The sequence below is a fragment of the Rothia koreensis genome (genome assembly GCF_052232265.1).
In the GTDB taxonomy this organism is placed as follows: domain Bacteria; phylum Actinomycetota; class Actinomycetes; order Actinomycetales; family Micrococcaceae; genus Rothia; species Rothia koreensis.
The window spans coordinates 2,173,615-2,193,833 of the sequence record NZ_CP197643.1 but is presented as its reverse complement, the minus strand read 5'-3'; the positions used below and the strand labels follow the sequence as shown (position 1 = coordinate 2,193,833).

Sequence of the window (20,219 nt, the reverse complement as noted above, 5' to 3'; positions counted from 1 at the left end):
ACTACGCCTGGAAATGACAGTGGCGAGAGGAGTCCCAAGCAATGAGCACTGTGGACAGCTTCGGGTCCAAGGGCGCGTTGGACGTCAACGGAACCGAATACGAAATTTTCCGACTCAGCAAGGTCGAAGGCGCCGAAAAGCTGCCGTTCAGCCTCAAGGTTCTGCTCGAGAACCTGCTGCGCACCGAAGACGGCGCGAACATCACCGACGAGCACATCAAGGCCCTGGCCAATTGGGATCCCACCGCGGAACCCGACACGGAGATCCAGTTCACCCCGGCCCGCGTGATCATGCAGGACTTCACCGGCGTTCCTTGCGTGGTGGACCTCGCAACCATGCGCGAGGCCGTCAAGTCGCTGGGCGGCGACCCCACCAAGATCAACCCGCTGGCACCCGCCGAGCTCGTGATCGACCACTCGGTCCAGATCGACTCGTTCGGCAACAAGGACGCCATCGAGCGGAACATGGACATCGAGTACGAGCGCAACGGTGAGCGCTACCAGTTCCTCCGCTGGGGACAGACCGCATTCGAGGACTTCAAGGTCGTTCCTCCGGGCATGGGCATCGTGCACCAGGTCAACATCGAGTACCTGGCTCGTACGGTCATGTCCCGCGAGGTCGACGGCGTCCTCCGCGCATACCCGGACACCCTGGTCGGTACGGACTCCCACACGACCATGGTCAACGGCCTGGGCGTGCTCGGTTGGGGCGTGGGCGGCATCGAGGCCGAGGCCGCGATGCTCGGCCAGCCCGTGTCGATGCTGATCCCGAAGGTCGTCGGATTCAAGCTGACCGGCAAGATCCCGGCCGGTTCGACCGCGACCGACGTCGTGCTGACGATCACCCAGATGCTCCGTGAGCAGGGCGTCGTCGGCAAGTTCGTGGAATTCTACGGCGAGGGCGTCACCGAGGTCCCGCTCGCCAACCGCGCGACGATCGGCAACATGAGCCCCGAGTTCGGTTCGACCGCGGCGATCTTCCCGATCGATGACGTCACCCTGGACTACCTGCGCCTGACCGGCCGCAGCGAGGACCAGGTGGCCCTGGTCGAGAAGTACACCAAGGAACAGGGCCTGTGGCACGATCCCAGCAACGAGGCCTCCTACTCGGAGTACCTCGAGCTGGATCTCTCGACCGTGGTTCCCTCGATCGCCGGCCCGAAGCGTCCCCAGGACCGCATCGAGCTGACCAGCGCGAAGGACCAGTTCCGTTCGGACCTGAACAACTACGTGGGCCAGAAGGAGCCCGAGGCGGGGGACGAGTCCTTCCCGGCCTCCGATGCCCCCGCAGCGGATGCATCGCCGCAGGCCACCGAGGAGCAGCGCCCGCGTCGCGTCTCGGCCGCAGCGTCGGCGAAGGGTCGTCAGTCCAACCCGATCGACGTGGACATGCCGGATGGGCGCGAATTCGAGCTGGACCACGGCGCCGTCGCCATCGCTTCGATCACCTCGTGCACCAACACCTCGAACCCGTCGGTCATGATGGCCGCCGGTGTGCTGGCACGCAACGCCGCTTCCAAGGGCCTCAAGGCGAAGCCCTGGGTCAAGACGTCGATCGCTCCGGGGTCGAAGGTCGTGACCGACTACTACGAGAAGGCCGGTTTGCTGCCGGAGCTCGAGAAGGTCGGTTTCTACATCGTCGGCTACGGTTGCACCACCTGCATCGGTAACTCGGGTCCGCTCGAGGACGAGGTCTCCAAGGCGGTCAGCGACAACGACCTCTCGGTCACGTCGGTCCTCTCCGGCAACCGCAACTTCGAGGGACGTATCAACCCCGACGTCAAGATGAACTACTTGGCATCGCCTCCGCTGGTCATTGCGTACTCGTTGGCGGGGTCCATGGACTTCGACTTCGAGAACGACGCTTTGGGCGAGGACGCTGACGGCAACCCGGTCTACCTCAAGGACATCTGGCCGGACCCGACCGAGGTTCAGCAGATCATTGATGACTCGGTCTCGACCGATCAGTACAGTGATGAGTACGGAACCATTTTCGACGGCGACGAGCGCTGGAAGAACCTGGACACCCCGACCGGTGACACCTTCGAGTGGGACGAGGCTTCGACCTACGTCCGCAAGCCACCGTACTTCGAGGGCATGACCATGGATCCGGACCCGGTCGAGGACGTTGAGAACGCTCGGGTTCTGCTCAAGCTGGGCGATTCGGTCACGACCGACCACATCTCGCCGGCCGGTTCCTTCAAGTCGGACACACCGGCGGGCAAGTACCTCATCGACAACGGCGTGGAGCGCAAGGACTTCAACTCCTACGGTTCCCGCCGTGGTAACCACGAGGTCATGATCCGCGGTACTTTCGCGAACATCCGCATCAAGAATGAGCTGCTGGACGGCGTCGAGGGCGGGTTCACTCGCGACTTCACCCAGGGCGGCGAGCAGAACACGGTGTACGACGCTGCGCAGAACTACGCCGCCGAGGGCACCCCGCTGGTGGTCCTGGGTGGCAAGGAGTACGGAACCGGTTCCTCGCGTGACTGGGCGGCCAAGGGCACCCGTTTGCTGGGCGTCAAGGCCGTGATCGCCGAGTCCTTCGAGCGTATTCACCGCTCGAACCTGATCGGTATGGGCGTTCTGCCGTTGCAGTTCCCTGAGGGCGAGTCGCATGCGTCGTTGGGTCTCGACGGTACCGAGTCCTTCACCATCACGGGGGTCACGGAGATCAACGAGGGCAAGACGCCCAAGACGGTCCACGTGACTGCGACCGCGGAGGACGGCACGACGACCGAGTTCGACGCCGACGTCCGCATCGACACCCCAGGTGAGCGGGAGTACTTCCGCAATGGCGGAATTCTCCAGTACGTTCTGCGGAACCTGGTGCGCAACAACTAGGAGCAGAACCCAGAGGCCCTGAGCCTCTGGACTGCCGGAATGACCTCCGGCATGGTGGTGGGTTTCCGGACCCGCCACCGTGCCGGAGGTTTTTTGCATTCAGCGCCGGAGGTCTTTTGTATTCAGTGCCGGAGGCCCTTTGGATTGAGAGCCGGAGGCCCTTTGGCTTGAGTGCCGGAGGTCTTTGGCACTGAGCGACGGAGGTCTTGTGGACTGACAGCCCGGGCGGCCCGACGGCCTCGACTGGCACGGGGACCGTCCGGTTCTGACCAGGCGGTGCTGGCGGGAGTGATCCCAGGGTCAGTCGGACAGGAGATGCGCGAGGACGGCGGCCTGGCTGTGGTCGGCGTCCTTGGCAGCGGTCAGGAGGGTGAGGCGCTTTCCTGTGACCGTGTCGCGAAGTGTTTTGAGGGCCTCACGCCCCGCATCGGAGTCGAGCTCCTTGCGGTATCGTCGCGAGAATTCGTCGAATTTCTCGGGATCGTGCCCGTACCACTGACGCAATTCCGTGGATGGTGCGACGTCCTTGTTCCACGCGTCGAGATCCGCCTCGGTCTTGCGGACCCCGCGGGGCCAGATGCGGTCGACCAGAACACGGGTCCCGTCGTTGTGGCCAGCCTCTTCGTAGATGCGCTTGACGACGACGTTCATGCTTCCAGGTATACACCCGGGCGCAAGACCGAGAACAGGGCCGCGACGTGGCGGCGTGGTGCACATCTGCGCCTGTGGGCATCCGGGGCGCTCCCGACGTCGGGCCCCGCCTCCTGTCAGCTCAACGTGATCCGACCGCCGTCGACCGTGACTTTGTACTGGGGCAATGGTTTGGGTGCCGGCCCACCTTGCACGGAACCATCCTGGATGGAGAACGTGGAGGAGTGGCACGGGCAGGTGATGGTCGTGTCCTGCACAGTGACCGAGCGCCCTTGGTGGGTGCATGACGAGCTGTAGGCCTTGTACTGGCCCGGGGAGGGCTGGGCGACGACGGCCGTCACGCCGTCGGAGGAGACCTTGATCGCGCCGCCTTCGGGGACGTCGGAGGTCGCCGCAATGTCGACCGGATTGTTCGGATCGATGTTGGACGTGTCCGACGACGAGTCACCGCCCGTCCCGCACGCACTCACTGCAACCGACGAACCGGCCAGCAGGCCGAACCCGGCGAGAGTGCGACGCCGCGTGGGCCCCTCCGTGCCGCGGCGAGCGGTCGATGGGGACGCGGATTCGTGGGTGCTGTGGGACTGGTGGCTCATAGGAAGGACCTCGTGGGTGAGTCGGATCGTGGATCGGGCAGGCGCGGCCCGCACGACGACGCCCGGCCGTCTCGCAACGGCCGGGCGTGATCGGCTCAGCGAATGCGTTCGAAGGCCCCCACACGATCCAGGTAACGGGTGATGCCGCCGTTGAAGAAGGGCCACCCGGCACCGAGAATCATGGCGAGGTCGATGTCCTGACGGTCCGGGACCACGCCCTCATCCAGCATACGAGAAATCTCGGACGCCAGCGCATTCTCGACGTCCGTCCGGATCTCCTCGACCGAGCTGCCCTCGCCGGACGCGGAAATGAGCTCCTGGGCCTCCGGGCTCAACCCGCCCTTCTGGTTGGAGATGGGGGAGATCTTCGAGTCGTTGAGTCTCTTGAAGTTCTCCGAGACGTGGAAGCGATCGCCTTGGTAGGTGTTGAGCGACTCGAGCAGGTGAACACCGATCGGAAGACCAACCAGGTCGATGAGCGCAAACGAATCCATCGGGAAGCCCAAGGGCTGATAGGCCTCGACCACGCGTTCGGCCGGGGCACCGTCGTCGAGAGCCTTGCCCGCTTCGGAGAGGACGACGCCCAGGATCCTGTTGACGATGAAACCCGAGGAATCGCGGGCGCCCACCGCGATCTTGCCGAGCTTCTTGGCCAGCGCGAATGCGGTCGCGATCGCGGCGTCCGTGGTGGAGTCGGTGCGAACGATCTCGACCAGGGGAAGCACGGCCACAGGGTTGAAGAAATGGAACCCGACCACGCGCTCCGGATGCTCCAGGTGCTCGATCATCTCGCTGACCAGGAGCGAGGAAGTGTTGGTGGCCAGGATGCAGTCAGGCTTGACGGATTTCTCCAGGTCCGCGAAGACCTCCTGCTTGACCTTGGTTTCCTCGAAGACGGCCTCGATCACGAAGTCGCAGTTGGCGTATTCCGACGTGTCGGTGGTCCCCGAAACGAGTGTGCCGAGCTGTTCCGCCTGCTCCTGGGTGAGTCGGCCCTTGGAGACGTTCTTGTCGAGTTCCTTGGAGATCCAGTCGAGGCCCTTGTCGACGCGGGACTGTTCGACGTCGCTGATCAGCACCGGGACCTGAAGACGGGTCAGGAACAGGAGGGCCAGCTGGGAAGCCATCAGGCCGGCACCGACGACGCCGACCTTCTCGATCTCCGCCGGGGTCACTTCGGGCGGGACCATGGAGGGATGCTTCGAGCGCCGCTGCACGAGTTCGAGCATCGAGTACACGCTGGAGGAGAACTGGTCCCCGCGGGCCAGGCCCTCGAGCACATCGAGTTGCCGCGTGCGGGACTCGGCCCTGCTTTCGAGCGGGCCCTTGCGGAAGATATCCAGCGCTACCCAGCACGCTTCGCTGGCGCCCGACGTCTTGCGTCGAATGAGGGTGTCGGTCGCGTCGGCGACCTCCTCGAACCGGGTGCGCAGCTCACCGCCGTCCTGCCCGTCCGAGGACCAGAGCGGGGATTCCTGATCGGATTCCTGCGGACGTTCGGGGCGGATCTCACCGCGGATCACCCTCCCGAACCATTCGACGGCCTCGGTCCGCGCGTCGTCGGACTTCACGTCACTGCTGGTGAGCGCGTCCAGAATACCGATCTCGTTCGCCTGGGCAGACGTGAGCATCTTTCCGTTGTTCAGCGGGTTCTGGAAGATGACGCGCGCGGCATTCTCCGGGCCGATGAGGCGCGGAAGGGCGAAGATTCCGGTCCAGCCGGGGATCAGACCCAGGCGGATTTCAGGGAGCCCGATGTTCTTGGTCCCCGGATGACCCACGCGGTAGTCGGCCGACAGCGCGAGTTCGAGTCCTCCGCCGAGGGCCGTCCCGTTCACCCGGGCGCAGGTCGGAACGGGCAGGGCACGGATGGATTCGACGAAATCGTGCCCCATGCGTCCGACCAGCTCCAACGGAGTCTCCGGATCCTCGGCCAGCGTGCTAACGAGGGTCAGATCGAGGCCGGCGGCGAAGGTCGGGGCGGTGCCTTCGAGCATGATGCCGTCGACGTCGCCGTTCTCGGCGAGCTTTCGGGCCCCCTCGACGGCGTCGAGCAACGCCTGAATGGACCGCGGCCCCAAAGTTTCCGGCCGACGGTCGGCGTCGTTGTGCAGGGTCAGAACCGCGATTCTGGTGCCCTGGTCGAGCTCGAGGATCTCCTGCGAGACCTGGGTGACCACTTCGTCGGGGCACCGTTCGGTCAACGGCGAGTAATCGGGGCGGGTTTCGGACATGGTGTTCCTCTCAACGAACGTGTTTTGCACCACGTTACCGAGACCGCCGTCCGCAATCTACTCGATACTCCGAGTACCGGAAGAAGTCGTCGGATTGCGTGCTGCTTCGGAGAACACCGGTGTCAGAACCGGGGTGACCAGGCCAACCTGCCATGCCCGAGCCCCGTACTCCGTCAAGCGGTCGGCGATCTCCTCGGGCGATGCCACAGGATGCTCCCAGGCCAGGCGCCGGAGATGCTCCGGGGTGAGGAGGTTCTCCTGGGGAACTTCGTGCGATTCCGCCAGGTCGGCCACGGCGTCCTTCGCGTCTCTCAGGACCTCGGCCGCTTCGGGGCGTTTGGAAGCCCAAGCCTTGACCGGTGGGGGAGAATTGCTGGGCACCGTGAACGGCACCTCGTCCTGTCCGGAGGCGGCGTCGCGGATCGCTCGGACCCAGCGCACCGACTCACGCCGCATGTGTTTCGAGTGGAACCCGGGAATCTTCTGGAGCTCGGGCACGGACCGGGGCATGGTCTTCGCGGCACCGATCAGCGCGGAATCGGGCAACAGCTTCTTGGGTGCAAGATCCTTGCGCTGCGCCACCCGGTCGCGCTCGTACCAGAGATTCCGCAGGGCCGTGAGCTGTTTGACCGACCGGACCTGCCGAATCCCCTTGGTTTTCCGCCAGGGATCCGGCTTGGGCTCGGGTTCGGGCGCTTGGCAGATGGCCTCGAACTCTTCCCGGGCCCACTCCATTTTGCCCTGGGCATGCAGGAGGTCGATGACGGCCTCGCGGAGATCGGCCAGGAGTTCGACGTCGAGGGCGGCGTAGACGAGCCAGGGCTCCGGCAGCGGCCTGGTCGACCAGTCGGCCGCGGAATGTTCCTTGGCCAGCGAGTACCCGAGCAGTTCCTCGGTCATCGCGCCCAGGCTCACTCGGTCGAGCCCCGCGAGGCGGCCGGCGAGTTCCGTGTCGAACAGGGAATCCGGGTTCATGCCGACCATGCGCAGGCTCGGCAGATCCTGGGTGCAGGCGTGGATGATCCACTCCGAGCCCCGGAGGGCCTCGTTGATGACGCTCAGGTCTCCGAAGGCCTCCGGGTCAATGAGCGCGATGGGGGAGTTGCCTCGCTTGATCTGAACCAGGAATGGGCGCTGGCCGTAACGGATCCCGGAAGCTCGCTCGGTGTCGATGGCCACCGGTCCCGTGTGGGAATGCAGCATGTCTGCGACCCGGGCGAGCCCGGCGGAGATATCGGTCACGGGCGGGACACCGCCGGCGGGCGCGTTCAGGGGCTTGATGGGAGGGATCACCAGGTCGGAGGCGAGTCCGAGATCGGCCGCCACGAGGCCGTCCGACTCGACCGCTTGGTCCTCCAACTCGTTCGCGCTGAGTCCTTCCCCGCTGCGAAACCGTCCATCGTCGTGGTTGTTCGCCGAAGTCTCTGTCATGGCGCAATCACGGGTCGGAAATCCATTCTTCGTCTCGGGGGAGCGGGTCGATTGTTTCCCGCTGGGTCAGGGGCACCTGGTGGCACGTTGTCACAGTCTACTGGGTTGCCGACGTGGGGAAGCGGTGCCTACCTGCCTCGGCCGGGGAACCGGGCGACGTCGGTCGGCAGCGGGGGCAACCCTGCATAGGTGCAGACCATGTCGGCCCAGGCCTCGAGATGCTGCTGCATGTCCGGGCCCTTCGGCGTCCATGATGCCCGCAATTCGATTTCGATGCGCTCGTTGTCTTCGGCGAGGATTCCGAACCCCTGTGAGAAGGCGCGCGTCGCGGTTCCGCCCGCCCGCTTGTGGCTCGCGCCCTTGCGCTCGAGGGCCTCGATGAGCCAGTCCCAGGCGACGGACGCGAGCATCTGCTCGGCCGCGACGTCGGGCTCGATGCTCGCGCGGATGTAACTCACGACGCGAAAGTCCCCACCCCACGTTTCGGGGAACCGCGGATCATAGAGCAGCATGAACCGACCCAGGGCCAGTTGCCGCTCCTCATTGGATGGGTCGACGACGTCGGCCCCCAAACCGACGCCGTAGGGCGCCAGGTGCGTCGGAGCGTCGATGCTGGAAAGCGATAACTCGGGCTGGAAACGGGCACGACGCAACGAGCTCAGGGCCTCCCTGAACTGGCTGGGTGCGCTTTTCTGGTCCTGACTAGCCGTCACGTATGTCAGGCTACGGTGGTGGCAAGAACCGTTGAGCAAGGCGCGCCGGTCGGGCCCACTCTTCCGTCCAGGTTACGTACTCAGTTCTCCGGGGTGAATGCCAGGGAGACCGAGTTCATGCAATAGCGCAGGTCGGTCGGTGTGCCGAGACCCTCGCCCTCGAAGACGTGGCCGAGGTGCGAATGGCACTGAGCGCACTGGACCTCAATGCGCTCCATACCGAGGCTCGAGTCCTTGATGTAACGAACCCGGTCCTCGGCCAGGGGTGCGAAGAAGGAGGGCCAACCGCACCGTGCATCGAATTTCGTGTCCGCTGTGAACAATTCGGCGCCGCAGGCCCGGCACGAGTAGGTCCCGGAGGAGAACTCGTCCCAGTATTCGCCGCTGAAGGGCCGTTCCGTGCCCGCTTCGCGCAGCACGGAGTATTCCTCGGGGGAGAGGATTTCCCGCCACTCGACTTCGGACCGGTTCGCGGCAGAGGTGCCTGCGCCGCCGTCCTCGGTCGCGGCATCGGTGTGGAGCGCTGAGCGCTTGAATGGATTGTTAGTCATCGACATGTCCTGTGCCCCAGTACAGGTGCAGTACCGGCACCCCCAGGGTCTTTTCCGCTGTATTGGACCAATGGATATTCAGCGTGTCCTCGACCGGATGCGGCTCGGTGATGATGAGTACCTGGTCGATACCGTCGTCGACCTCTTCCCGCATGGCACGGAGCGGCTCGCCTTCGACGACCCTGCCCCGGCCCGGAAGTCCCGCGTCACTGAGCGTCTGCAGGGATCCTTCGAGGATCTTCTCGGCATCCGCTCGCAACGTCGCGGGTCCTTTCTCGGCGTGCGAGACCACACGAAATGCTTCCTCAAAGTCCAACAACGCGAGCTGGTCCAGAAATTCCAACCAGAGGCGCTTGTTCATCTCCGTGGGGACGATGACGCGAATATCGTCACGGGCATCGGGATCCTCTCCGGACCTCACGATATTGATGTTCTCGATCTCGGTCTCGCCGAGAATTGCCTCGGTCACCACCAGCAAATTGCTCATGTCCCGATACTACTCGTCAGGACACGACCGAATCATCAGTTGTTCTGCGGCTGAACCCCAAGGATGATGGTGTCCGGGAACACCGGGGAAAGGTCGGTAATCGAACGTGTCTTGGATCGACTTTCGGAAAGCATCGACCACGAAGGCTTTGGGGCCGGGGGACCACTCCGGTGCGGGGCGAATGGCCGCGGTCAGGCCATGGCTCTCCGGACTGCGCACCGGGATAGTCGCTGGAGCCGGGGCCGCGGGCCTCGCCGTCGGCACGGTGGCCGCCGCCGCGGGGTTCTACGCGCGGACGATCGTGACACCGCCGAAGCCGGGCAACGAGACGATGCGGATTCTCGGCGTGGGGTACGAGACGCCCGAGCCCGTCGAAGGGCAGATCCCTGCCACGGTCAGTCTTCCGGCGGACGCCGAAACGTTGGTTCCGGGTCGATACATGCTCTTTTTCGACGCCGGGCGGGGGAGGGCTCTGATCGGGGACGTGGTTTCCTATTCCCCGCGGCTCGAGTCGGTGACCCGGAGAGTTCTCGAGGTCCGGCAGGGAGATCTCACCGTGGCGAAGCGGTGCCGCTGGTCCGGGGCGGTCTATGACACGCCGGCCGATGCGGGGTTCGACTTCACGGACGTGGTCCTGGAGCTGCCCGTCGGTGAGGCGCCGGCCTGGGTGGTTCCGGCCCCGGAGTCCCCGACGTGTCGAACGTGGGCCGTGATGATCCATGGGCGAGGAGCGGCCCGTCAGGAGACTCTTCGATCGCTCGCCGCGACCCAGACGCTGGGCATGCCCAGCATCCACGTCTCCTACCGGAACGACAGGGACGCCCCGCCGTCGGAAGACGGACGGTACGGATTGGGTTTCACCGAATGGCAGGACATCGACGTCGCGATCCGGTACGCGCTGGATCACGGAGCGGACGACGTCGTCCTGTTCGGTTGGTCCATGGGAGGTGCGATCGCGCTGCAAACGGCGGACAAATCGGCCTTCCAACACTTGATCCGAGCCATGGTGCTGGACGGGCCCGTGGTCGACTGGTTCGAACTGATCCGATATCACTCGAAGATGCAGCGTCTGCCCCTCCGTGCCGGCCAACTGGTTGCCGACCTGTTGTCCGAACCCCGCGCGGCCATGATGACGGGACTGCGTTCTCCCATCGTGCTGTCCGACCTCGACTGGCTCTCCAGGAGCGACGAGCTCATGACGCCGACCCTCATCATCCATTCGACGGATGACGAGTTCGTGCCCTCATCTGCTTCAGCGAAACTTGCCGCGCGCAATGAGTTCGTGACCATGGTCCCCTTCGCCAAGGCCCGACACACCAAGGAGTGGAACGTGGACCCCGAGCGCTGGACCGCCGCGGTCACCGAGTGGCTTCCGGACCATCTGTCCGACGACAACCCCGCCGTCGAGCCGGAGGAAGGCCAATCACCGGTCGAGATGTCGCGGCGCCAGGTGGACTACTGACCGCTAGTCCGCCTTGATCTGGGCGTAGCGTCCCTTCGTGACCATGAGCAAGTCATCTGGAGACAGTTCGACGTCGAGGCCTCGCTTGCCACCGGAGACCAGAACGGTCGGGTGTTCCGCCGCGCTGCTGTCGAGAAGGACCGTCACGGGGGTCTTGTGTCCCAACGGAGAAATCCCGCCGACGACGAAGCCACTCCGCTTCTCTGCGGTGGCCGGGTCGGCCATGGATGCGGACTTCCAGCCCATGGCCGCCGCCGCGCGCTTGGTGTTCAGCGAGCTCGACACCGGAACCACGGCCACCGCGAATTCCTTGTCGTGAGTGATCATGAGCGTCTTGAACACCTGGTCGGTGTCCCGGCCCAGTTTCTCGGCCGCCTCGCTCCCGAAGGAACGAGCGTCGTCGTCGTGATCGTAGGGGCGCAGACCGAAGTCGACCCCCGCGCTCTGCAGGGCAGCGATCGCCGACGTCGAGGCCGCCCCTTCCGCAGCTGGCTTCTTCTTCTTGGACACAATCTGGCCTTTCTGACGAAATATTGTGCGTCTCCAGGGTACGAAGGCGGCCCCTACGGTCGGAAGACGGCAACCCGACGTGCGGACGACTACACTCTCAGGGGGACCGACCGAGGAGGCCGGAACCGCGAAAAGGTGCGCTGGCACGCTGTCCGCACCACAAACAGAGCAAAGAGCGAATGAGGAGCAAGGTGTCCGAAGCCGCCATCCGTCTGGTCGATCGTCGCCCGAGCGTGTCCGCCGAGGAACTGCTCAAGGGGTTCACACCCTCCGAGCGTTTCGGCGAAGTCTCCTTCGACACCTATATTCCGGACCCCAACCAGCCGTCACAGGCCCATGCCGTGGAGGCCCTGCAGGAATTCGGTCGTTCCGTCGGCGGGTCCAAGGGCTCCGGCGGACTGTTCTCCAAATTGTTCGGCAAGGGCTCGGCCAAGGACACGAAAGCAGGGATCTACCTCGACGGCGGGTTCGGCGTGGGCAAAACCCACTTGTTGGCTTCTCTGTACCACCAGGTTCCGGGGCCCAAGGCTTTCGGCACGTTCGTCGAATACACGAACCTGGTCGGCGCACTGACCTTCCGCAAGACGGTGGACGCCCTCTCCGGCTACAACCTGGTGTGCATCGACGAATTCGAACTCGATGATCCTGGGGATACCGTACTGATGTCTCGGCTCATGAGGGAACTCGCCGACGCCGGGGTCAAACTGGCCGCGACCTCGAACACCTTGCCCGGGTCGCTGGGCGAAGGACGGTTCGCGGCGGCCGACTTCAAACGCGAGATTCAGGTCCTCTCCGACCAGTTCGACGTGATCCGCGTCGACGGCGAGGACTACCGCCACCGTGGGTTGCCCGAAGCGCCCCGGCCGGTGGCTTCCGAGGAGTTCGACGACGCCGTGGCGGCCAGGTTCGGCGACGACAAAACCGTGGCCATCGACGATTTCGACCAGCTCATCGAACATCTCTCTCGCGTGCACCCCAGCCGGTACCGCCAGCTCGTGGAAGGTTTGGACGGAATCGCCTGGCGAAACGTCACCCCCATCACCGCGCAGGCTGTGGCGCTGCGATTCGTGGTCCTGGCGGACCGCCTGTACGACAGGGATCTGCCGATCGTCTCCTCCGGCGTGCCGTTCGACCAAGTCTTCACCGAGGAAATGATGGCCGGCGGGTACCAGAAGAAGTATTTCCGCGCCGTGTCCCGCCTGACCGCCCTGGCCAGAGAAGGATTGCTCGAGGAGCCCGTCGAGAAGTAGATGGCGACGTCGTGTAGTTGACGACGTCGTGCGCGAAAGCCGCGCGACAACCAGAGAGACGGCGGCACGATGTTCGCCGCCCTTGCCAAGGAGCGCGGTCCGGCCGGGCAGGAAGGACAGAAGAGGATGCTCTGGATGGTTCTTCCTGCCGTTCTCGTGGGGACGATTCTTCAACGTATTTCAGGCACGGGGGTCGGTCTGGTCGTGGCCCCGGCCTTCGCGATTTCGTTGGGTGGCTCGAACGGGGTCTTCCTGACCAATGTCACGACGGCGGTTTCCGGCTTTCTCCTCACCTGCGCCCTGTGGCGAACAGTCAATTGGAGCCAATGGGCCAAACTCTGTTCGAGTGCGCTGATCGGGACGGTAATCGGCGCCGTCGTCGTGCGGGTGACGCCTGGCGCGGTTCTGCAACTCGTGGTGGGCAGCGTGGTGCTCCTCGGAATGGTGGTGCTCCTGTCCGGCGGAGGGGCACGCAAGCCAGCCGGTCCCGAGCGGTCCGGCGCGGGTACGACGACGCTGTACGGAGCCGCGGGAGGCCTGCTCAATGTGACGGCCGGTGTTGCCGCCCCGGCCATGGTCGTCTATTCCCGGGTGACCGGGTGGAGGCAGACCGAGTACGCCGCCACGATGCAACCCGTTTTCATGACCCTCGGGGTCACGTCGCTGGCCGCAAAATCTGCGGTCGGAGCCGTGGAACACGCGACGATGCCCACCCCCTGGCTTTTCGTCGGAGTCGCCGGCATGGTCCTGCTCGGCCTGGCCGCCGGGACCCCGTTGGCGCGTCGCATCCCAGCATCCACGGCCCGGACCATGGCGCTGGTCCTGGCGGGGGCGGGAGCCGTCGTCGCCATTCTCAAGGGACTTCTCGGGCTGCTCGGCTGATTTCTGGGGGCGGCTGGTGTCGCGGGGCGCCGGACGCGGGGGAGGCGGCATGCCGGGCGCGCCGAGGTGGCAGTTTTGAGCGCTTCGGCGGTCGACGCGGAGCGCCAGACGCGGCGAGGTGGCAGTTTTGAGCGGCTCCGTGACCGAGGCGGAGCCCTGGGCACGGCCGAGGTGGCAAGTTTGAGCGCTTCGTCGGTCGAGGTGGCAGTCTCGTGCGAATTTTCTCGCGAGGTGGCAATTTTGGGACGTTGCGGGGTCGATTTCCGCACGGGAGTGCCGTCTCGCGGGAAAAAGTGCTCGAGATTGCCACCTCGCGCCCATAGACGCACGAGATTGCCATTTCGCGGGCAAGAGTGCACGGAATTGCCACCTCGCGGGGGCCTGACCGCAGGGAACCGCCGCCTCGCGGCGCGCGGTCTGCCCGACACCCGACACCAGACGACCGACACCAGACGACCGACACACGCCGACCAACACCCGCCGACCGCCGCGCACGACCCGCCGCCCGGCAATACCGACGCCGGGCGAGTCGCCTCCGGATGCACGAAGGCCCCGGTTCCGAAGAACCGGGGCCTTGTCTGTGCGCGATACTGGGATCGAACCAGTGACCTCTTCCGTGTCAGGGAAGCGCGCTACCGCTGCGCCAATCGCGCTGGATACATATTTGATTATGTACTGCGAGGTGAGGACGGGATTCGAACCCGCGTACACGGCTTTGCAGGCCGCTGCCTAACCACTCGACCACCTCACCATGTCCTGATCGAAGGACTCAGGGCCTATGCCCCACTGCGTGAAGCAATCTGCGAGCGGTTGACGGGATTCGAACCCGCGACATCCACCTTGGCAAGGTGGTGCTCTACCAGCTGAGCTACAACCGCATATTCAGCAACCTCGGAAACCATACCCGAGTCCCGGCGAACTTTCATCAGTCCGTCGCGCTGACAGATGAATACTCTACACACCCTGGCGGGTGATGCAAAATCGCGTCACCTCACGCCACTTGCCCCGGGAATCCGCGGAATAACAGGGGATCGAGCGACATGAATCGGCAAATCCCGGATATTTGCGGCATGTGTTGTGTGTCACCAACGGCAGAACCTGCGCCGCTTTGACTCTCCCGGGGAGCGTCTCTAAGATGGTGCGAGTGCTGAGCGCGATTGGCGCAGTGGTAGCGCGCTTCGTTCACACCGAAGAGGTCACTGGTTCGAACCCAGTATCGCGCACGATATTCGCTCTGGACAGCGTGGACTAGGCCCCCGATCGGAAGCTTCCGGTTGGGGGCCTTTTCCATGAGCCCCGATGGATCTTCCATGAGTCTTGATGAATCCATGGGGCCGACCTGGCGGCCCCACGGCGGCCCACGGAGCCCCATGGTGCCTCGGCGAGGCCAGGCGTCGTGTGACATGCGCGAGGCGTCAATGCACGGGACGGAGGTCGTCGGGCGGCAGACTGGCTGAAGGCGGGGCCCACGCCCCAGGCCGCGATCCGCGGCGAGCACATCGCAATGCAGAAGGACGATTTCGAGGACATGACCCAGCCGAGGCTTGCAACCCAGACCGAGCACGGGCGCATGTACGCGCGGTCGGTCGGCGGGGAGCCCGAGGTTCCTTCTATCACCACCGTCATTGGGCAGTACGCACAGGACCTCGGTGGCTGGCACGGATACATGGCGGCCAAAGCGGCCCTCGAAGACGACCGGGCCATGCGAGCGTCCCGTTCGGTCGGCCTCAAGCACGCGGTCATCAGGGACGCTGCGGCCGCGGCGGAACGCTACCGGGATCAGGCGGCCGCCCGCGGGGACCGGGTCCACAACTACTGCGAAAACGTTGCCCTGCGTGCGATGGGCATGGATCACGCCGTCGACGACGCCCGGGAAGAGCTAAGGCAGTACGGCGAGTCCGCCTGGGCCGACCGATTCGACGAATGGTGGGATCTGTACGCGCCGGAGCCTCTGGCCGCCGAAGTCACCATTTGGAACCGCACGGTCGGCTACGCGGGGACCCTGGACCTGGTGGCCAAGATCGGCGGACGCGTCTGCATCATCGATTACAAGACCAAGGGGACGGACCGCAAGAACCGGGTCAAGCCCCTGGACACGAAGGTCATCATGCAGCTGGTGGCCGGGGTCAAGGCCGAAGAGGCCCTGGCGGATCCGGACACGGGGCACTGGGTCGACTGGGAGTTCGGTGACGCACCGGTCCTGCTCGGCGTGGCCCTCGGGGAGACCGAGGTCAAACCCCAGCAAGCCAATCCGGATCTTCTCAAACACAACTGGTTCAAGTTCTGCGCTCTCCGTAAGGTATGGGAGTATCACCGGTCGGTCGACGCGGCCCTCGAAGAGAGTTCGCTCCAGCCTCTGATGCCCGTGGTTCCGCCGCCGCCCAGGATCCACATGCCCGAACAAGACGCCAGCTAGTCGCCAGGAGAAAAATTTCATGACCGTTCTGTCCGTGCGCACGATCGGCGACCCGGTTCTCCGCACCGTGTGCGAGCCCGTCACGGAGTTCGACGCCGATCTCTCTCGGCTGATCGACGACATGGTCGAGACCATGTTCGACATCGACGGCGTCGGACTTGCCGGCCCGCAGGTCGGTGTCTCGCTCCGGCTGTTCACCTATGGCATCGAAGGCCCTGACGGCGACGTCGGCCACGTGATCAACCCCGTCCTCGAGATCGGCGAGGAACCGCAGGAAGGCGGCGAGGGGTGTCTGTCCGTGCCCGGGCTGAGCGGCGAGACCCCACGCAGAAACTGGGCGAGGGTCACTGGCGTGGACCGTGACAACCGACCGGTCGAGGTCGAGGCCGAAGGTCTTCTGGCCCGGTGCCTCCAGCACGAGACGGACCACCTGGACGGCAGACTCTATATCGATCGCATGGTCGGCGAGGAGCGGAAGAAGGCCATGCGCGCGATCCGCGCCGCCGACTACAACGACGTCTCCGCCGGGGTGCAGCGCCAACGCGCCGGCAACGTCTCGAGCGGATTCGGGGCCGGCGCTTCCTTCGGCCGGACCGCCGGTTCCGCACCGGGGGCGGCATTCGGCGGGGGAGCACGCTGATGCGAGTGCTCTTTGCCGGAACGCCGGAGACCGCCGTCGGCCCCCTGAACGCCCTGGTGGACGCGGGACTGGACGTCGTCGGCGTCCTGACGAGGCAGGACGCGCCGCTGGGGCGGAAGAGGATCATGACGGCCTCGCCGGTCGCCCAGCGGGCCGAGGCCCTGGGTCTTCCGGTGGTCAAGGCAAATAGGTACGACGACGCCGCGCACGCCGCCGTCGCCGACCTGGCACCGGACGTTGCGGGAGTCGTGGCCTATGGTGCGATCCTTCCGCGCAGAGCCATCGACCTGCTTCCCTGCGGGTGGATCAACCTGCACTTCTCGGTCCTGCCTCAGTGGCGCGGCGCTGCGCCCGTCCAGAGGGCGCTCATGGCCGGCGAACGCGAGCTCGGGGCCTCGACCTTCCTGATCGAGGAAGGTCTCGACACGGGTCCCGTGTACGGAACCATCCTCCACAAGGTAGGGGATGAGGACACAGCCGGAACCATGCTCGACTCACTGTCTGCGAGCGGCGGATCGCTCCTGGCAGAGACTCTTCGCGACATCGAGAACGGCCGGGCGAGGCCGGCGGAGCAGACCGGCGAGCCGACCTTCGCCCCGAAACTGTCCATCGAGGACGGACGCATCGATTGGAACCGGCCCGCGGCGGACATCGAGGCACACGTCCGCGGGACGACCCCGGAGCCCGGGGCGTGGACTCTTCTGGCGGGCCAAAGGGTCAAGATGCAGGGCGTGTACCCGGTCGATTCGCGGGCGCCGTCGGACTCCGCCGCCCCGGGGACGGCCAGATCGGAGGGCCGGCGGGTTCTGGTGGCCTGCGGCGACGGCGAAGTGCTCGTCGAGCGCATTCAGCCCGCCGGGAAAAAGATGATGAACGCGGCCGACTGGGCTCGTGGAGCAGGACGAATCGATCAGGAGACCGTGATCTTCGAATGAGTGACAACTTCAACCGACGCGGACAGCGGAACGAAAACTCCGGCGGGAGGAATTCGCGGCGCAACGCCCAGGGGCGCGAGAGAAACAGGAAGTCCCAGGGCAGACGGGATTTCTCGGCCTCGGGGCCCAGCGCGCGGCGTCGCGTCGCGGACCCGGATCGCCTGGTCGCCTTCGAGGTCATGCAAGCGGTCGACAACCAGGATTCCTACGCGAACCTCGTGCTTCCACAGACCATTCGGAAGCATCGCCTGGACCGGCGCGACGCCGCCTTCGCGACGGAACTGGCCTACGGGACGCTGCGCGAACGTGGAACCTATGACGCGGTCCTGTCCCGGTGTCTCGACCGTCCTCTCGAGAAAACCGATCCGAAAATTCTCAATGCGTTGCGTCTCGGGGCCCACCAGATTCTCGGCATGAGGGTCCCGAACCATGCCGCGCTGAACCAGACCGTCGGCCTGGCACGCGGCGTCATCGGGGCCGGGCCGTCGACCATGGTCAACGCCGTGCTGCGCCGGGTGAGCGAGAAGAGCCGCGAAGAATGGATGGATGAGCTCACCGCCGACCTGACCGACGACATCAAGAGGATGTCGATCGAAGAATCCCACCCGGTGTGGATCGTGCGGGCGTTCCGTCAGGCGCTCGCCGCCCACGGGCGCGTACCCACGGAGATCCAGGATCTGCTCGCCGCGGACAACGAGAGCCCGTCCGTGCACCTGGTGGCCCTGCCCGGCATCGGTGACCTGGGGGAGGCGCTGGACAACGACGCCGTCCCGGGCCAACTCGTCGAAGGCTCCGCGGTCTACAGCCACGGCGACCTGGGGCGCCTCGAGTCGGTGCGATCTGGCCGGGTCCGGGCCCAGGACGTCGGGTCGCAGCTCGTTGCTCGGGCCCTGGCCGGCGTCGGGATCGAGGGGTCCGACCAAGCGTGGCTCGATCTGTGCGCGGGGCCCGGCGGCAAAGCGGCACTGATGGGTGCTCTCGCGGTCGAGCGGAACGCGGAACTGGTGGCCAACGAGTCGGCCAAGCACCGGGCGGACCTGGTCTCCCACGCCCTGGAGCCCCTCCCGAAGAGCGCCTTCACGGTGATGACCGGGGACGGCAGAAAGATCCGGGAGAACATCATGGACGCCGACCTGCCGAAGAATATCGGGCTCGCGGTTGAGGCCTTCGGCGAGGACGGAGACGTCTTCGACCGTGTCATGGTCGATGCTCCCTGCTCGGGGCTGGGAGCGTTGCGTCGTCGTCCCGAGGCGAGGTGGAGGAAGAAACCGGGCGACGTCGCCGACCTTCTGCCCCTGCAGCTCGAACTCACCCAAGCCGCCATCTCGGTCACGCGGCCCGGAGGCGTCGTCGCCTACGTGACGTGCTCGCCCCACCCGGCAGAAACGCAGAACATTCTGCTCGATGTCCTCGACGGGGGCGAGGTCGAGTTGCTGGACACCGCTGCTGCCGTGCGGTCGGTTGCCCTCCCGGGCGTTCTCGAGGGCGACGCCGATCCCGGCACCGCAGTCCCAGGCATCGAACCGGCCGAAGGCCAGGAGGCAGCAACGACGGTCCAGCTCTGGCCGCACGTTCACGGAACCGACGCGATGTTCATGGCTCTGCTGCGGAAGAAGTAGAGCGGGGCCGCCCTATAGGCTGGAGTCGTACCGTTCAGCCGTCCAGGGCCGGTCGAGACCCGAAGCGACGCGTCGACAGGAGGACCCGTGAGCCATCTCCACATCAACCCCTCGATTCTTTCCGCCGATTTCTCCAGGCTGGGGGATGAGCTGCGGGCGATCACGGATGCCGACGCGGCCCACATCGATGTGATGGACAATCACTTCGTGCCGAATCTGACGTGGGGGCCTCCCGTGGTCGAACGCCTGCACGAGATCTCTCCCATCCCTTTCGATGTGCATCTCATGATCGAGGACGCCGATCGCTGGGCGCCGCGGTATGCGGAGATCGGGTGCGAATCGGTGACTTTCCACGCCGAGGCCGCCATAGCACCGATCAAACTCGCGAGGGAGCTGAGGGCCCAGGGCTCCAAGGCGGGAATGGCGTTGCGCCCGGCCACGCCGGTGGAACCGTATCTGGACATGCTCGAGGAGCTCGACCTGCTGCTCATCATGACGGTCGAACCCGGCTTCGGCGGCCAGAAATTCCTCGACCTGACCCTTCCCAAACTTCGCCGTGCGGCCGAGGCCGTCCGGGGCAGCGGAGCCTCGGTGGCCCTGCAGGTCGACGGCGGGGTGTCCGAGGAGACGATCGGTCGGGCGGCCGAAGCCGGGGCCAATGTTTTCGTGGCGGGATCCTCCGTCTACGGCGCCGACGATCCGGCCGCGGCGATCGAGGGATTGCGCTCCGTTGCGGAGCGTGCCGCCGAGAATTCGACGCGAATCACAAATATGCCATAATCGTTGTCACGCAATCGTGCTCCGGGGGTCGGTGAAATTCCGAACCGGCGGTCATAGTCCGCGACCCACAGCGCACTCGAATGATTTCGGGGCCTGCGGCCGAACCGGCGAAATTCCGGTACCGACAGTACAGTCTGGATAAAGGCGCACGAGCAGAACGCGGCACATGCCGTGGGCGGTCGGACCGAATCGGCACCGACCATCCGCAGACGATGT

At 65.4% G+C, this 20,219-nt stretch carries 17 protein-coding genes, 4 tRNA genes and 1 riboswitch; of the genes, 10 read left to right on the top strand and 11 right to left on the bottom strand.

The window, feature by feature from the left end; translation table 11 throughout:
* Positions 1 to 41: 41 nt before the first annotated feature.
* Positions 42 to 2,846, top strand: a complete 2,805-nt coding sequence (gene acnA, locus ACTSLZ_RS09790; protein WP_443094892.1) for an aconitate hydratase AcnA — start codon at positions 42 to 44, stop codon at positions 2,844 to 2,846.
* A gap of 300 nt (positions 2,847 to 3,146) precedes the next feature.
* Here acnA and ACTSLZ_RS09785 read toward each other — a convergent pair whose 3' ends face one another.
* The 7 genes from ACTSLZ_RS09785 to ACTSLZ_RS09755 all read right to left on the bottom strand — a co-directional run bounded on the left by ACTSLZ_RS09785 (position 3,147) and on the right by ACTSLZ_RS09755 (position 9,509).
* On the bottom strand, positions 3,147 to 3,497 hold the full coding sequence (locus tag ACTSLZ_RS09785) for a DUF488 domain-containing protein (RefSeq protein ID WP_443094891.1): 351 nt from the start codon (positions 3,495 to 3,497) through the stop codon (positions 3,147 to 3,149).
* A 116-nt stretch (positions 3,498 to 3,613) separates the two neighbouring features.
* On the bottom strand, positions 3,614 to 4,093 hold the full coding sequence (locus tag ACTSLZ_RS09780; RefSeq protein WP_443094890.1) for a Rieske (2Fe-2S) protein: 480 nt from the start codon (positions 4,091 to 4,093) through the stop codon (positions 3,614 to 3,616).
* A gap of 95 nt (positions 4,094 to 4,188) precedes the next feature.
* Positions 4,189 to 6,327, bottom strand: coding sequence for a 3-hydroxyacyl-CoA dehydrogenase NAD-binding domain-containing protein (locus ACTSLZ_RS09775; RefSeq protein WP_443094889.1), 2,139 nt, complete (start codon positions 6,325 to 6,327; stop codon positions 4,189 to 4,191).
* A 57-nt stretch (positions 6,328 to 6,384) separates the two neighbouring features.
* On the bottom strand, positions 6,385 to 7,758 hold the full coding sequence (locus ACTSLZ_RS09770; protein ID WP_443094888.1) for an HRDC domain-containing protein: 1,374 nt from the start codon (positions 7,756 to 7,758) through the stop codon (positions 6,385 to 6,387).
* 128 nt (positions 7,759 to 7,886) lie between these two features.
* Positions 7,887 to 8,471, bottom strand: coding sequence for a DUF3000 domain-containing protein (locus ACTSLZ_RS09765; RefSeq protein ID WP_129315791.1), 585 nt, complete (start codon positions 8,469 to 8,471; stop codon positions 7,887 to 7,889).
* Positions 8,472 to 8,551: 80 nt separating this feature from the next.
* Positions 8,552 to 9,028 (bottom strand): peptide-methionine (R)-S-oxide reductase MsrB, encoded by a 477-nt coding sequence (gene msrB / locus ACTSLZ_RS09760; protein ID WP_129315790.1) that lies wholly within the window; start codon positions 9,026 to 9,028, stop codon positions 8,552 to 8,554.
* Positions 9,015 to 9,509 carry a hypothetical protein gene (locus ACTSLZ_RS09755; RefSeq protein ID WP_129315789.1) on the bottom strand — a complete coding sequence of 165 codons (495 nt, stop codon included), beginning with the start codon at positions 9,507 to 9,509 and terminating at the stop codon, positions 9,015 to 9,017. The genes msrB and ACTSLZ_RS09755 overlap by 14 nt, the downstream gene beginning before the upstream one ends.
* A gap of 106 nt (positions 9,510 to 9,615) precedes the next feature.
* Here ACTSLZ_RS09755 and ACTSLZ_RS09750 point away from each other — a divergent pair, with 106 nt between their 5' ends.
* Complete coding sequence (locus tag ACTSLZ_RS09750) at positions 9,616 to 10,971, top strand: alpha/beta hydrolase family protein (protein WP_443094887.1); 1,356 nt, start codon at positions 9,616 to 9,618, stop codon at positions 10,969 to 10,971.
* A 3-nt stretch (positions 10,972 to 10,974) separates the two neighbouring features.
* On the opposite strand, the gene ybaK is transcribed toward ACTSLZ_RS09750, so the two are convergent.
* Entirely contained in the window at positions 10,975 to 11,481 is a 507-nt protein-coding gene (gene ybaK, locus ACTSLZ_RS09745; protein ID WP_443094886.1) for a Cys-tRNA(Pro) deacylase, read from the bottom strand.
* 179 nt (positions 11,482 to 11,660) lie between these two features.
* On the opposite strand from ybaK, the gene zapE reads away from it, so the two are divergent.
* Positions 11,661 to 12,731, top strand: a complete 1,071-nt coding sequence (gene zapE, locus ACTSLZ_RS09740) for a cell division protein ZapE (RefSeq protein ID WP_129315786.1) — start codon at positions 11,661 to 11,663, stop codon at positions 12,729 to 12,731.
* Between the two features lie 69 nt (positions 12,732 to 12,800).
* Positions 12,801 to 13,613: a sulfite exporter TauE/SafE family protein gene (locus tag ACTSLZ_RS09735; protein ID WP_238692401.1), complete on the top strand. Its 813-nt coding sequence runs from the start codon at positions 12,801 to 12,803 to the stop codon at positions 13,611 to 13,613.
* A 581-nt stretch (positions 13,614 to 14,194) separates the two neighbouring features.
* Here the strand turns inward: ACTSLZ_RS09735 and ACTSLZ_RS09730 are convergent.
* The 3 genes from ACTSLZ_RS09730 to ACTSLZ_RS09720 form a co-directional block, all read right to left on the bottom strand.
* A tRNA-Val gene (locus tag ACTSLZ_RS09730) sits at positions 14,195 to 14,266 on the bottom strand.
* Positions 14,267 to 14,293: 27 nt separating this feature from the next.
* Positions 14,294 to 14,364: transfer RNA gene (locus ACTSLZ_RS09725), tRNA-Cys, on the bottom strand.
* Positions 14,365 to 14,418: 54 nt separating this feature from the next.
* Positions 14,419 to 14,491 (bottom strand) — tRNA-Gly (locus ACTSLZ_RS09720).
* 273 nt (positions 14,492 to 14,764) lie between these two features.
* On the opposite strand from ACTSLZ_RS09720, the gene ACTSLZ_RS09715 reads away from it, so the two are divergent.
* The 6 genes from ACTSLZ_RS09715 (at position 14,765) to rpe (ending at position 20,003) form a co-directional block, all read left to right on the top strand.
* Positions 14,765 to 14,836, top strand: a tRNA-Val gene (locus tag ACTSLZ_RS09715).
* Between the two features lie 305 nt (positions 14,837 to 15,141).
* On the top strand, positions 15,142 to 16,029 hold the full coding sequence (locus ACTSLZ_RS09710; RefSeq protein ID WP_178980710.1) for a PD-(D/E)XK nuclease family protein: 888 nt from the start codon (positions 15,142 to 15,144) through the stop codon (positions 16,027 to 16,029).
* A 19-nt stretch (positions 16,030 to 16,048) separates the two neighbouring features.
* Positions 16,049 to 16,669, top strand: a complete 621-nt coding sequence (def, locus tag ACTSLZ_RS09705) for a peptide deformylase (protein WP_443094885.1) — start codon at positions 16,049 to 16,051, stop codon at positions 16,667 to 16,669.
* Entirely contained in the window at positions 16,669 to 17,604 is a 936-nt protein-coding gene (fmt, locus tag ACTSLZ_RS09700; RefSeq protein WP_443094884.1) for a methionyl-tRNA formyltransferase, read from the top strand. The genes def and fmt overlap by 1 nt, the downstream gene beginning before the upstream one ends.
* A complete protein-coding gene (locus ACTSLZ_RS09695; protein ID WP_443094883.1) occupies positions 17,601 to 19,223 on the top strand; it encodes a transcription antitermination factor NusB in 1,623 nt (540 codons plus the stop codon). Before fmt ends, ACTSLZ_RS09695 begins: the two co-directional genes overlap by 4 nt.
* 87 nt (positions 19,224 to 19,310) lie before the next feature.
* Positions 19,311 to 20,003 (top strand): ribulose-phosphate 3-epimerase, encoded by a 693-nt coding sequence (gene rpe, locus ACTSLZ_RS09690; RefSeq protein ID WP_443094882.1) that lies wholly within the window; start codon positions 19,311 to 19,313, stop codon positions 20,001 to 20,003.
* 13 nt (positions 20,004 to 20,016) lie between these two features.
* Positions 20,017 to 20,156, top strand: a riboswitch (FMN riboswitch).
* Positions 20,157 to 20,219: the final 63 nt, after the last annotated feature.

Excerpts from the sequence above, each read along its gene's own strand:
- acnA (WP_443094892.1), top strand. The coding sequence starts at position 42 with ATGAGCACTGTGGACAGCTTCGGGTCCAAGGGCGCGTTGGACGTCAAC.
- ACTSLZ_RS09785 (WP_443094891.1), bottom strand. The coding sequence starts at position 3,497 with ATGAACGTCGTCGTCAAGCGCATCTACGAAGAGGCTGGCCACAACGAC.
- ACTSLZ_RS09780 (WP_443094890.1), bottom strand. The coding sequence starts at position 4,093 with ATGAGCCACCAGTCCCACAGCACCCACGAATCCGCGTCCCCATCGACC.
- ACTSLZ_RS09775 (WP_443094889.1), bottom strand. The coding sequence starts at position 6,327 with ATGTCCGAAACCCGCCCCGATTACTCGCCGTTGACCGAACGGTGCCCC.
- ACTSLZ_RS09770 (WP_443094888.1), bottom strand. The coding sequence starts at position 7,758 with ATGACAGAGACTTCGGCGAACAACCACGACGATGGACGGTTTCGCAGC.
- msrB (WP_129315790.1), bottom strand. The coding sequence starts at position 9,028 with ATGTCGATGACTAACAATCCATTCAAGCGCTCAGCGCTCCACACCGAT.
- ACTSLZ_RS09755 (WP_129315789.1), bottom strand. The coding sequence starts at position 9,509 with ATGAGCAATTTGCTGGTGGTGACCGAGGCAATTCTCGGCGAGACCGAG.
- zapE (WP_129315786.1), top strand. The coding sequence starts at position 11,661 with ATGAGGAGCAAGGTGTCCGAAGCCGCCATCCGTCTGGTCGATCGTCGC.
- ACTSLZ_RS09735 (WP_238692401.1), top strand. The coding sequence starts at position 12,801 with ATGTTCGCCGCCCTTGCCAAGGAGCGCGGTCCGGCCGGGCAGGAAGGA.
- ACTSLZ_RS09710 (WP_178980710.1), top strand. The coding sequence starts at position 15,142 with ATGACCCAGCCGAGGCTTGCAACCCAGACCGAGCACGGGCGCATGTAC.
- def (WP_443094885.1), top strand. The coding sequence starts at position 16,049 with ATGACCGTTCTGTCCGTGCGCACGATCGGCGACCCGGTTCTCCGCACC.
- fmt (WP_443094884.1), top strand. The coding sequence starts at position 16,669 with ATGCGAGTGCTCTTTGCCGGAACGCCGGAGACCGCCGTCGGCCCCCTG.
- ACTSLZ_RS09695 (WP_443094883.1), top strand. The coding sequence starts at position 17,601 with ATGAGTGACAACTTCAACCGACGCGGACAGCGGAACGAAAACTCCGGC.